Origin of the sequence: Falsiroseomonas algicola (assembly GCF_011040385.1) — a bacterium.
GTDB classification, from domain to species: domain Bacteria; phylum Pseudomonadota; class Alphaproteobacteria; order Acetobacterales; family Acetobacteraceae; genus Falsiroseomonas; species Falsiroseomonas algicola.
The window spans coordinates 326896-339120 of record NZ_JAAIKB010000005.1 but is presented as its reverse complement, the minus strand read 5'-3'; the positions used below and the strand labels follow the sequence as shown (position 1 = coordinate 339120).

Genomic DNA, 12225 nt, shown 5'->3' with positions numbered 1-12225 from the left:
CTAGATAGGGGCGCAGGACCGGGGAGTGAACCCGGCCCGCCCCCGGGCCGTCAGAACAGCCGGTTCAGGATGCCCGTGCGGCTGTTGGTGGTGGCGGGCTGCTGGATGGGCGTGGTGCCCTCCGTCGTCTCCCGCCCGAGCGCCGCATTCTCCCTCAGGCGCTGGGCCTCGCGGGTCGAGTCCACGGCAATGCCGGGCGGCGGCGGCTCACGCCAGAACATCAGGCGGTCCACCACGCTGCGCTCCGGCCGGTCGAGCCGCAGGCTCTCGGCATCCACGGCGCGGCGGACATCGCCGGTGACGGGGGTGCCGGCCTGGGCCAGCAGGGCGCGCTCCGCGCCCGAGGGCGCGGCGGCGGTGGTGCCGGCGGCGCCGCCCAGGATGGCGGCGGGGCCGCGCGCCTGGTCCTGCGGGCGCGGGGCGCCTGGCGTGGGCGGCGGCAGGTCCGTCATCCGCGGCGGCACCGACAGCGGCGCGCGGGTGGTGACTTGGAATTCGTCCGGCGGGTCCCGGGTGAAGCCGAGGGACCGGGCGGTATCGCCCCCGCAACCCGCGAGCGTCGCGGCGAGCGGCAGGCCGAGCAGGAGGGTGCGGATGCGGGTCATGGCGCCTGATCCTTACCCCTGCCCGATGGCCGGAACAAGGCATCCGCGAGCAGGCAGAAGACGCCGATCACGATAGCGGCATCCGCCACGTTGAACACGTACCAGTGCCACCCCCAGGCATGGGCATCGGCGAAATCCGCCACGGCGCCGAAGCGGGCACGGTCGATGACATTGCCGACCGCCCCGCCCACCACGCCGCCCAGCGCCAGCGCCGTCAGGCGGTTCTCCGCCCGTGCCATCCAGCGCAGCAGGAAGCCCGCGATCAGCAGCGCCATGACGCCCAGCACGATCTGCGTGCCCATGCTGTCGCCCGCGAACATCCCGAAGGTGACGCCGCGGTTCCAGACCATGGTCAGGTCGAAGCCGAAGGGGCCGATCGCCAGCAGCGGGATGTGCCCCACCTCCGGCAGGCGCAGCACCTCCAGCATGAACCACTTGGAGGCCTGGTCGGCGACCAGCACGATCGCCGCCAGGATCAGCCCGATGCGCAGCATGGGATCAGCCGACCACCGCGTCGCAGCGGCGGCAGAGCTTTCCGGCGTGGCCGACCACTTCCGGCAGGACGCGCCAGCAGCGCTCGCACTTCTCGCCGGGCGCCTTGCCGGCGGCGTGCGGGGGCTCGCCGGCCTCGATCGCGACGTCAGAGACGATCAGCACCTCAGCCCAGCGCTCCGCATCCAGCAGCGCGTCCCCTTCGGGCAGGCGCAGCGTGACTGCGGCCTGGAGGGAGGAGCCGATCTCCTTCGCCGTGCGGAGCGCTTCCAACTGCGTCGTCACCGTGCCGCGGAGTTCGCGGATGCGGGCCCACTTCCCGGCCAGCGCCTCGTTCCGCCACTCGCCTGGGATCGCGGGCCAATCCTCCAGATGGATGGACCCATCCTCCGACGGGAAGCGCGCCAGCCAAGCTTCCTCCGCCGTGAAGGCCAGCACCGGCGCCAGCCAGGCGCAGAGGCAGCGATGCAGCACGTCCAGCACCGTCCGCGCGGCACGTCGCCGCAGGCTATCCGGCGCGTCGCAGTAGAGCGCGTCCTTGCGGATATCGAAGTAGAAGGCGCTGAGATCCGTCGAGCAGAAATTGTGGATCTCGGGATAGACGCCGGTCCAGTCGAAGCGCGTCGGGCTGGCGGGATCGGCGGCGGCGCGAAGCTTCGTGTCCAGCTCCGTCAGCCGGTGCAGCACCCAGCGCTCCAGCTCCGGCAGCTGGTCATGCGGCAGCTTCTCCTCCTCGGAGAAGCCGTCGAGGCTGCCGAGCAGCCAGCGCAGCGTGTTGCGGATGCGGCGATAGAGCTCCGCCTGCTGCTTCAGGATCTCCGGCCCGATGCGCAGGTCGAGCGCGGTGTCGGAGTTCATCACCCAGAGCCGCAGGATATCCGCGCCATACTGCTTCATCACGTCCTGGGGCGCCGTGACGTTGCCGAGCGACTTCGACATCTTCCGGCCCTGCTCATCGAGCACGAAGCCATGCGTCAGGATCGCCTTGAAGGGCGCGACGCCGTTGGTGCCGACCGATTCCAGCAGCGAGGAATGGAACCAGCCGCGATGCTGGTCGGAGCCTTCGAGGTAGAGATCCGCCGGGAAGGGAAGGCCGCGCGGCGGCAGGACGAAGGCGTGGGTGCTGCCGGATTCGAACCAGACATCGACGATGTCCATCACCTGCTCGTAGTCATCCGGGTTCCGCTCATTCCCCAGGAAGCGGGCCGCGGCGCCGGGCTGGTACCAGGCGTCGGCGCCCTCCACGCGGAAGGCCTCCAGGATGCGCGCCATGACCGTCGGGTCGCGCAGCGGTTCGCCCGTGCGCTTCTCCACGAAGACGGCGATGGGCACGCCCCAGGCGCGCTGGCGGCTGATGCACCAGTCCGGCCGCGCGGCGACCATGCTGCCGATGCGGTTGCGGCCGATATCGGGGACGAAGTGCGTCTTCGCGATGGCGTCGAGGGACTTGGCGCGGATCTGGCGCTCATCATCCATGGCGATGAACCATTGCGGCGTGGCGCGGTAGATCACCGGCTTCTTGGACCGCCAGCTATGGGGGTAGCTGTGCTGCAGCTTGCCCGTCGCGGCCAGCGTGCCGAGGGCCTCCAGCGCGGCATAGACCGATGTGTGCGCCTTGAAGACGTGCTGGCCCTCGAAGCCCGGGGCCTGGACGGTGTAGGTGCCGTCATCGCCGACGCATTCGGGGATCTCGATCCGGCTGTCCGGATGCGCGCGGTTATGCGTGACGACGAGGGCGAAGTCCTCCTCGCCATGGCTCGGCGCGATATGGACGATGCCCGTGCCGGCATCGTCGGTGACGTAGTCGCCGGCCAGCATCAGCGCATCATGGTTGTAGGCGCCGGCATGGCCACGGAGCGGCGCGGCGCAGGCCGCGCCCTCGAACTCCGTGCCCGGGAAGGTGCGGACCAGGGTGTGGGTGGCGATCTTCGCGTCGGTGCAGAATTGCGGCAGCAGCGCCAGCGCCACCAGCATCCGCGCGCCCGGCTTCACCAGCGCGCCTTCGGCGACGCTGTCCACATGGATCTCCGCGTAGGTCAGTTCGGGGCCATAGGCGAGCGCGCGGTTGCCCGGGATGGTCCAGGGCGTCGTCGTCCAGATCACGACATCGGCGCCGACCAGGCCGGGCGAGGAAGGCGCGCGCAGCACGCGGAACAGCGCATGCAGCGTCGGCGAGACATGGTCGTGGTACTCGATCTCCGCTTCCGCCAGCGCGGTCTTCTCGACCGGGCTCCACATCACGGGGCGCAGCCCGCGATAGAGCGAGCCGTTCATCAAGAACTTGCCGATCTCGCCGGCGATCACGGCCTCCGACGGGAAGTCCATCGTCGCGTAGCGGCCCTGCCAGTCGCCGAAGACGCCGAGGCGCGTGAATTCGTCCCGCTGCACGCCGAGCCAGTGCTGCGCATAGGCGCGGCATTCCGCGCGGAAGTCGAGGACGGGGACGCTGTCCTTGTCCTTGCCCTTGGACCGGTATTCCTCCTCGATCTTCCATTCGATCGGCAGGCCGTGGCAGTCCCAGCCAGGCACGTAGTCGGCATCATGCCCCGCCATCTGGGCGGCGCGGTTGATGACGTCCTTCAGGATCTTGTTGAGGGCGTGGCCGATATGCAGCGGGCCGTTCGCATAGGGCGGGCCGTCATGCAGGACGAATTTCTGCCGGCCCTTCGACCGTTCGCGGAGCTTCGACCAGAGGTCCATCTTCTGCCAGCGGGCGATCCATTCGGGTTCGCGCTTCGGCAGGTCGCCGCGCATCGGGAAGGGCGTCTTGGGCAGGAAGACGGTGCCGCGGTAGTCGCGGGCAGCGGCTTCGGCGGTGGCGGGGCTGTCGGTCATCGGTGGTGTCCCGGGCGGCCCGGCGGGGCGGGCGGCGGAAAGGGGGTGTTCGGCGCGCGGCGAGTCCCGACCCTCAGCGGAGGGCCGGGCCGCTAATTCGAAGGGCGGGCTGCCGGAACATGTCGACCATATGCGGAGGCGGAGGCGCCGGGGTCAAGCAGGCGGGGCGGACTGTGGCTTTGAGGTCACTAAAACTAAGGCGGTTTTAGCCGATTATCCCGATTAGGTGCATTTAGCACCGCTTTCGCATGGGGGCTCCGCCCCCCTGCACTGCCCGCTTTCGCAGGGGGGCTCCGCCCCCCCGCACCCCCGGGCCAGGGTCCAGCGGGACCCTGGACCGCGGGATTTTGGCGCAACCCTGAACGACGACGGTCCAGGCCCGTCTCGGGCCTGGCGGATAGGGTCCGGGAAAGGCAGCGCCTTTCCCGGAATCACCGGCGCATGGCTCGGCCCTGGTCGCTGGAACCTATCAGGAACACCGACCCTGACGCCAGCGGAATCACACCCCCTCCGGCCGCCCCGCGATCGCGACCGACAGCGCCTCCGGCTTCAACAGCCGCCCCGCCACGCTGCGCAGCCCCTCCACCGTCAGCGCCCGCAGGCGATCGCTGCGCCGGTCGAGCCAGTCGATCGGCCGGTTGTTCCGGCGCAGCGCCAGCAGCGTGGCCGCGATGCGCCGGCTGTCCGTGAATTGCAGGGGCAGGTTGCCGGTCAGGAAGGCGACCGCATCGTCCAGCTCCTCCGCCGTCGGCCCCTCGGCGGCCATGCGCGCCCATTCGGCACGGGTGACGGCCATCGCCTCCCCCACCTTGGCGTTGTCGGTGGCGGAGGAGCCCACGACGAAGCCCTGGCCGAACAGCGTGTCGAGCCCGGCGCCGATGCCGTAGGTGAGCCCGCGCTGGACGCGCACCGCTTCCATGAGGCGGGAGGAGAAGCCGCCGCCGGCCAGGATGCGCAGCACGACCTGGAAGGCTTCCCAATCCGGGTCGCTGACGGCCAGGCCCGGCTGGCCGAACTGGATGGCGGATTGCGGGGCCGGGACCTCGATGATGCGGGGCGCGAAGGGGACGAAGGCGGGCAGCGGCGGGGCCGTGGGCGGCTCCCCGGCCGGCAGCCCGGCAAACAGCGTCGGCAGCAGCGCGGACAGTTGAGCCGCGGTGATGGCGCCGGAGGCCGCCACCAGCACGCCGCCGGCACGCAGCTGGCGGGCCAGCGCGTCGCGGATCGCCTGTTCGGGCAGGGTCGACAGCGTCTCCACCGTGCCGCCCGTGGGTCGACCGGCGGGATGATTGGGATAGGCCGCGGCCCAGAAGGCACGGCCGACCTGGCCGCGCGGCGTCTCCAGCTGCGACCGCGCGCCGGCGACCGCGCGGGCGCGCATCCGCGCCACGCTGTCCGGCGCCAGGCGGGGGGCCGTCATGGCCAGGTTCGCGAGGCGCACCGCCTCCGGCAGGGCGGGCAGCAGGGCGCGGAGCGAACCCTCGAACCCGTCGCGCTGGGCATCGAAGCCGAGGCCGATGGCGTTGTCCCGCAGCGCATCGGCGAAGGCGACGTTGTCGAGATCCCCCGCCCCATCCGTCAGCAGCCCGGCGCCCAGCGCCAGCGCGCCGGCATGCTCCGGCGCATCCAGCGCCGCGCCGCCGCCCCAGCCCCAGGCGAGGGAGACGACGGGGACGGAGTGGTCCTCGATCAGCCAGGCGGTGAGGCCACCCGGCGCGGTGACGGTCTGGATCTCCAGCCGGAAGGGCGTCGTCACAGCCGCACCTCCGCTGGCGCCGCGACGCCTTCGGGTAGCAGCCAGCCGCTGCCGGACGGCGCGCGGCCCAGCACGGCCTCGGCGGCCTTCGCCACCTGGTCGCGCGTCACGGCGCGCATGCGGCGCGGCCAGTATTCGACGGTGTCGATGGACAGGCCGATGGCCAGCGCATTGCCGATCATGCGTGGCGCGGCTCCGAGCCCATCGAGCGCCAGCAGCGATCCTGCCGTCATCTGGCGGATGCTGCGCGCGACCTCGGCCTCGGTCGGGCCGCCCGCATCCAGCAGGCGCTTGACCTCGGCCATGATGGCCTGTTCCACGCGCTCCGGCGGCACCTCCCGCCGCGGCGTCGCGGCGATGTCGAAATCGGTCCAGCCTGCGACATCGCCGTCGTAGCTGGCCGACGCCGCCAGCGCGATGCCGCCCTCGACCAGCGCCCGGTGCAGGCGGGATCCCTGCCCACCGCCCAGCAGGTGGCGCAGCACCTCCAGCGGATCGGCGAGCGCGGAATCGCCCGCCGTCATGGAGGGCGCCTGCCAGGAGCGGACGAAGTTGGCCTCGCCCCGCAGACGCGGATCGTTGCGGACGAAACGGGGCTCGGGCGGGGCGGCGGGGGGCGGCGCGCGGTCCCGCGGCACGGCGGGGCCGGCAGGCAGCGCGCCCCATTCGGATTCGGCGATGCGCCAGAAATCCTCGGCACTGACCGCGCCGGCCACGACCAGCACGGCATTGCCCGGCGCATAGCGGGCGCGGAAGAAGGCGAGCAGGTCGGCATGGGAGATGGCGCGGATCTCCTCCTCCCACCCGATGATCGGGCGGCCGCGCCAATGCTGGCGGCCCCACATGGCGGCGTCGAAGCCCTCGTAGAACAGCGCGCGGGGGGAGGAGCCGGTGCGCTGGGCGCGCTCCTCCAGGATCACGCGGCGTTCGCTCTCCATCTCGGCCGCCGGGATCAGGGCGCCGGCGAAGCGGTCGGCCTCCATCATGGTGACCAGCGGCAGGCGGGACGCCTCGACATGCTGGAAGTAGCCGGTGACGTCGCGGGAGGTGAAGGCGTTGTCGTTGCCCCCCTCACGGGCGACCCGGCGGGAGAACTCGCCGGAGGCGACGCGCGGGCTGCCCTTGAAGAGCATGTGCTCGAGGTAGTGGGCGATGCCCGACAGGCCGGGCGGATCCTCGCCGCCCCCGGCCGAGACATAGGCGTAGTTGGCGATCACCGGCGCGCGGCGCTGTTCCACATGCGCGACGCGGAGGCCGTTCGGCAGGGTGCGGAGCGTGGCGCCGAACAGGGGTCGATCCTCCAGGGCAGCGGGGGCGGCCGGCTGGGCAGAGGGCGCAGCGAGCGGGGTGGCGAGGAGGGTGGTGGCGGCCGCGGCCTGCAGGCAGGTGCGACGGGTGATCGGGATCATGGGCTGCAAGATGGGCCCGGATGGGCGCCACGCAAAGCGGCGACGGTTTCGATGTGTATCGGCGCGCTCGACCAAGGTTCGACGCGCATGGTAGGCCGCGCCCGTCACAGGACCGTGAAGGCCCGCCATGTATGTCCAGCCCTCGATGGCGGCGCCCCCTGCCCTGCTGGCCCCGCGCGATCAGGGCTGGCGCGGGACGGCGCTGGTCGTGCTGGCATCCCTGGCGGCGGCGCTGGCGGCGCTGCTGGCCTTCGGTCCGATGATGACGCCGGACAGCCCGAGCTACCTGGCCTATGCGGAGGCGCTGCGCGCCGGGCCGCTGCCGGCGGGCGAGGCGCTGCTGCGCCAGGCATCCTCCCCCGCCACGCTGTTCCGCACGCCGGGCTATCCCGCGGTGATCGCGGCGCTGCAGGTCTTGGCGCCGGAGCGCTGGGTCTGGGGGCTGGTCGTCCTCCAGATGGCGGCGCAGGCGGCGCTGGCGGGGCTCGCGCATCGCGTGGCCCTGGCCCTCGGGCTGCGCGGGGCCTGGGCCGTGGCGGCGGCGCTGATGCCGGCGGTCGGCGTCACCCTCGCCATGCAGGTCGCGGTGATGACGGATGCGCTCTACGGCGCGCTGGCCGGCGGCGCGGGGCTGCTGCTGCTGAAGGCCGGGCTGGGACGCGGGTCGCTGACCGCGGTGGCACTGGCGGGGGCCATGCTCGGCATCGGGCTGCTGGTGCGGGAGGCCACGGCCTATCTCGTGCTGGCCTTCCTGCCTGCGGCCGTCATCGCGGCTGGCCGAGGGGCATCGCGGCGGATCCTCGGCGCGGGGCTGCTGCTGGCGCCCGTGCTGCTGGCGGCGGGCTGGCTGATGGAGGAGAATCTGCGCCGCAGCGGCCATGCGGTGCTGTCGACGACGAAGCAGATCGTGATGGTGCAGGCGGTGCTGCCGCTGCTGGCGCGCGGCGTGCCGGTCTTCGATGGCGATGACCTGTTCGACCGAACGGTGCGCGAGCACGTGGTGCCGCGCGGCTACCAGGGGCTGGACGCGATGAATGACGCGCTTTTCGCGGCCGGCATGACGGCACCGGAGATCGCGGCGGTGGCCGGCGACCGCTACTGGCGCGCCTGGCAGCGACACCCGCTGGAGATGCTGCGCGCCATGGTCGTCCGGGCACCGGTGAAGCTGTTCCAGATCGGCTTCATGCCGGTGGATGCGGTGGCGGAGCTGCATCTGCGCTTCGACCGGCCGCGGCCCTGGTTCGGGCGGATCGACGCGATCCTGGACCGGCTGAAGCAGGGATCGCCCATGGCCCTGGCGGCGCTGGTCACGCTGGCGGGCAGCCGGGCCATCGCGCTGCTGCTGGCGGGGGCGGCGATGCTGGCGCCGCTGCTGCTGCGGCGGGATCCGCGCTTCCTGCCGCTGCTCGGCGCCTGGCTGGTCTGCGGCGGGTTCCTCGGCGTCTACCTGCCGGTGCATGTGGAGCAGCGCTACCTGATGCCGGTGGCGCCGCTCCTGGTCCTCATCGGGATGGTCGTGCTGTCACGCGGCGCGCAGGCGATTCGCGAAGCTCGCCACCTCCGTCCGTAGCGCGGCGCCCTGGCGGCCGACGGCGGCGCCGGCCTCCCGCAGCGTCGCGATGCCCTCGGCGCCGGCGGCGACTTCCTCCGTCAGGCCGCTGATATCGGCGGCGGCGTCCTGCGTGCCGGCGGCGGCCTCCGCCGCGTTGCGGGCGATCTCCCGCGTCGCGGCACCCTGCTGCTCCACCGCCGCGGCAATGCTGGTGGTGACTTCCTCCATCCGCCCGACCGCATCGGCGATGCCGCGCACGGCGCCCACCGCCTGGTCCGTGGCGCCGCGCATGGCGCCGATCTGGCTGGCGATCTCCTCCGTCGCCTTGCCGGTCTGCGCCGCCAGCGCCTTCACCTCCTGCGCCACCACGGCGAAGCCCTTCCCGGCCTCGCCGGCCCGCGCGGCCTCGATCGTGGCGTTGAGCGCCAGCAGGTTGGTCTGGCCGGCGATGTCGCTGATCAGCCGCACCACGTCGCCGATGCGCGTCGCGGCTTCCGCCAGGCTTGCCACGGTGGTGTCGGAGGCACGGGCGGCGGAAGCCGCTTCCTGCGCGGTGCGGGCGCTTTCCGCGACCTGGCGGGTGATCTCGGAGACGGAGACCGCGAGTTCCTCCGCCGCGGCAGCGACGGCGTTGACGTTGGCGGTCGCCTGGTCGATGCGCACCGCGCTCTGGGCCGCGCGGCCTGCGGTGCGGGTGCCGGCCTCCCCCACCGTCTCCGCCGCCGCCAGCAGCGCCTCCGCGGAGCCACCGAGTTCGGTGGCGATGGCACCGACCGCTTCCTCCAGCTGGGCGGCCGTCGCGGTCCGGGCGGCGGCGCGGGCGGCCTGGGCTTCCTGGCGCTCGGTCTCCGCCGCGCGGGCCTGGGCCTGGGCCACGGCGGTCGCGTCGCGCAATGCCGCGACGGCGCGGCCGATATCGCCGAGTTCGTCATGCCGGTCCGCGCAGGGCACCTCCGCATCGAGCCGCCCGGCGGTGATGGCGCGCAGCGCGGCCGACAGGCCCTGCAGCGGCCGCAGCGACCGGCGGAGCAGCCACCAGAGCAGCACCCCCGCCAGCAGCAGCGTCAGCCCCGCCGCCATCATGGCGCGCTGGATCAGCGCATCGGCACGGGCATCGGCTTCCGCCATCGGCACGGCGACGCCGATCATGCCGACGACGCGGCCCGCAGCATCCTTCACCGGTTCATAGGCACCGAGATGCGGCTGGCCGAGGATCGTCACGCGGCCCTCATAGCGTTCGCCGCGGCCGAAGACGGCATCGCGCACCGGCCCGGGGCCGATCGGCGCGCCGACCGCGCGGCTGCCATCGGGACGCAGCACGTTGGTGGCGACCCGGACCTCACCCGCGAAGACGGTGGCGACGCCGCCGGTGACGCGCTTGACCGTATCCACCAGCTCATGCCGGCCATTCAGCGGCGTATCGCCGAGCCGGAGGACCTCGCCCTCCATCCGCCACTCCGTGCCGAGGGGCTTCAGCACCTCCGCCAGCAAGGCGAGGTTGGCGCGGATCGAGTCCTGCGCCTGCTTCCGCTCCTGCTCCCGGCTGTCGGACAGCAGCAGGGCGGTGGGGATGACGGCCGCAGCGGCCAGCATGGCCAGCGCGGCCGCGAGCAGCCCGGCGCGAAGGGAGGGGCGGCGGAGGCGCGCAAGCGTGCCGCGCAGGGTGATGGCCATCAGAGGTTCCCGTGATCGGAAGTGGCAATTCCTACGAAAATGTCATGAATATTTCGTCACCCAGCCCGCATGCGGCCTGCGAAGCTCGCGAGTTCCGTCCGCAGCGCGTCACCCTGGCGGCCGACCTCGACGCCCGCCGCGCGCAGCGTGGCGATGCCCGTGGCGCCGGCGGCGATCTCCTCGCTCAGCCCGTCGATGTCGGCGGCGGCGTGCTGCGTGCCGGCAGCGGCCTCCGCCGCGTTGCGGGCGATCTCCCGCGTCGCGGCGCCCTGCTGTTCCACCGCCGCGGCGATGCTGGTGGTGACCTGCTCCATCCGGCCGACCGCATCGGCGATGCCGCGCACGGCGCCCACCGCCTGGTCCGTGGCGCCGCGCATGGCGCCGATCTGGGACGCGATCTCCTCCGTCGCCTTCGCGGTCTGGTTGGCCAGCGCCTTCACTTCCTGTGCCACCACCGCGAAGCCCTTCCCGGCCTCCCCGGCCCGCGCCGCCTCGATCGTCGCGTTCAGCGCCAGCAGGTTGGTCTGGCCGGCGATGTCGCTGATCAGCCGCACCACGTCGCCGATCCGCGTCGCGGCTTCCGCCAGGCTTGCCACGGTGATGTCGGAGGCGCGGGCCGCTTCCGCGGCTTCCTGCGCCGTCCGTGTGCTGGCGGCGACCTGGCGGGTGATCTCGGCGACCGAGGTGGCGAGTTCCTCCGCCGCCGCGGCAACGGCATGGACGTTCTGCGTCGCCTCGCCGATGCGGGAGGCGCCGTGGCGGGCCCGGTCGCCGATCCGCTGGCTGACATCGCCGACGACAGCGGTCGCGTCCTGCACGGCGGTCGCGGCGCCGGCCACGCCCTGCGCGATGCCGCCGATGGCGCCTTCCATCTGGTCCGCGGCGGTGCGACGGGCGGCGTCACGCGCGGCCTCCGCGCGATGCCGCTCCTCCTCCGCCGCCGCCTGGGCGCGCCGGGCTGCGGCCGTGCCGTCCCGCAGCGCGGCCACGGCGCGGCCGATATCGCCCAGTTCGTCGCGGCGATCCGTGCAGGGCACGGTGGTGTCGGTGCGCCCCGCGGCGATGGCGCGCAGGGCCGCGCCGAGCGCCACCAGCGGCCGCAGCGACCAGCGCAGCAGCGCCCAGAGCCCGATGGCCAGGACCAGGCCGAGGACCAGCACGGCGAGGATGAGGTCGCGCTTCTGCGCCTCCACGGTCGTCGTCGCGGCGACGAGGTCCTGCCCGACGAAGACGATGCCGACCTGGCGGCCCGATGCGTCGCGGATCGGCTGGTAGATCGTCACATGCGGGCGGCCGAGGATCATCGCCTCCCCGCGATAGGTCTCACCTCGCCGGATGGCGTCCAGCGCCGGGCCGGCGCCGAGCGCGGTGCCGATGGCGCGGCCGCCATTGGGGCCGGGGACGTTGGTGGCGATCCGCGTCTCGCCGGCGAAGATGGTGGCGACGCCGCCGCCGCCCTGCTTCACGCGGTCGGGGATGCGGTGGTTGTCGTTCATCAGCGTATCGCCGAGGAAGAGGCGGTTGCCCGCCTCCAGCCGCCAGGCACCGCCGACATCGCCGAGCAGCGCGTTCATCAGCTCGAGATTGCGTTCCAGCTGCCGGGAGGCCGCCTCCATCTCATGCCCATGCAGGGTGCGGAGGCTCCAGGCGCCGAGGCCGGCGACGCTGGCGAGCAGGGCGGCCATGACCAGCAGCAGGATGCGGGTGCGCACGCCGATGGCGGCCAGGCTGAGGGATGGGGGGAAGGGCAGCTTCATGCCGGCGGATCCATGGCACGGCGCCCCCCGAGGGACGGCGCGCCATGCACCGACGAGGGGCGGGTTCGGTGTCCCGGCAGGGACACCTTACCATGGGGGCAAGCGCTTAATGGGCAGTGAAGCTGCCCTATTTTCCCGACAAGTC

General features: G+C 72.8%; 8 protein-coding genes. 1 reads left to right on the top strand and 7 read right to left on the bottom strand.

Annotation, left to right across the window (positions count from 1 at the left end; genetic code table 11):
• Positions 1–50 precede the first annotated feature (50 nt).
• From G3576_RS15115 to G3576_RS31745, 5 genes are all read right to left on the bottom strand, one after another.
• Positions 51–605, bottom strand: coding sequence for a DUF3035 domain-containing protein (locus tag G3576_RS15115; RefSeq protein ID WP_164695240.1), 555 nt, complete (start codon positions 603–605; stop codon positions 51–53).
• Positions 602–1099: a signal peptidase II gene (gene lspA / locus G3576_RS15110; protein ID WP_164695239.1), complete on the bottom strand. Its 498-nt coding sequence runs from the start codon at positions 1097–1099 to the stop codon at positions 602–604. Before lspA ends, G3576_RS15115 begins: the two co-directional genes overlap by 4 nt.
• A 4-nt stretch (positions 1100–1103) precedes the next feature.
• Entirely contained in the window at positions 1104–3932 is a 2829-nt protein-coding gene (ileS, locus tag G3576_RS15105; RefSeq protein ID WP_164695238.1) for an isoleucine--tRNA ligase, read from the bottom strand.
• A gap of 499 nt (positions 3933–4431) precedes the next feature.
• Positions 4432–5688: a M16 family metallopeptidase gene (locus G3576_RS31750; protein WP_328729162.1), complete on the bottom strand. Its 1257-nt coding sequence runs from the start codon at positions 5686–5688 to the stop codon at positions 4432–4434.
• Positions 5685–7097 (bottom strand): M16 family metallopeptidase, encoded by a 1413-nt coding sequence (locus tag G3576_RS31745; RefSeq protein ID WP_164695236.1) that lies wholly within the window; start codon positions 7095–7097, stop codon positions 5685–5687. Before G3576_RS31745 ends, G3576_RS31750 begins: the two co-directional genes overlap by 4 nt.
• A 127-nt stretch (positions 7098–7224) precedes the next feature.
• Here G3576_RS31745 and G3576_RS15090 point away from each other — a divergent pair, with 127 nt between their 5' ends.
• Entirely contained in the window at positions 7225–8667 is a 1443-nt protein-coding gene (locus G3576_RS15090) for a hypothetical protein (RefSeq protein WP_164695235.1), read from the top strand.
• Here the strand turns inward: G3576_RS15090 and G3576_RS15085 are convergent.
• The gene (locus G3576_RS15085; protein WP_164695234.1) at positions 8620–10323 is read right to left on the bottom strand and encodes a methyl-accepting chemotaxis protein; all 1704 of its coding nucleotides are present in this window, start codon (positions 10321–10323) and stop codon (positions 8620–8622) included. The two genes, G3576_RS15090 and G3576_RS15085, sit on opposite strands and share 48 nt — an antisense overlap.
• 56 nt (positions 10324–10379) lie before the next feature.
• The gene (locus G3576_RS15080) at positions 10380–12080 is read right to left on the bottom strand and encodes a methyl-accepting chemotaxis protein (protein ID WP_164695233.1); all 1701 of its coding nucleotides are present in this window, start codon (positions 12078–12080) and stop codon (positions 10380–10382) included.
• Positions 12081–12225 lie beyond the last annotated feature (145 nt).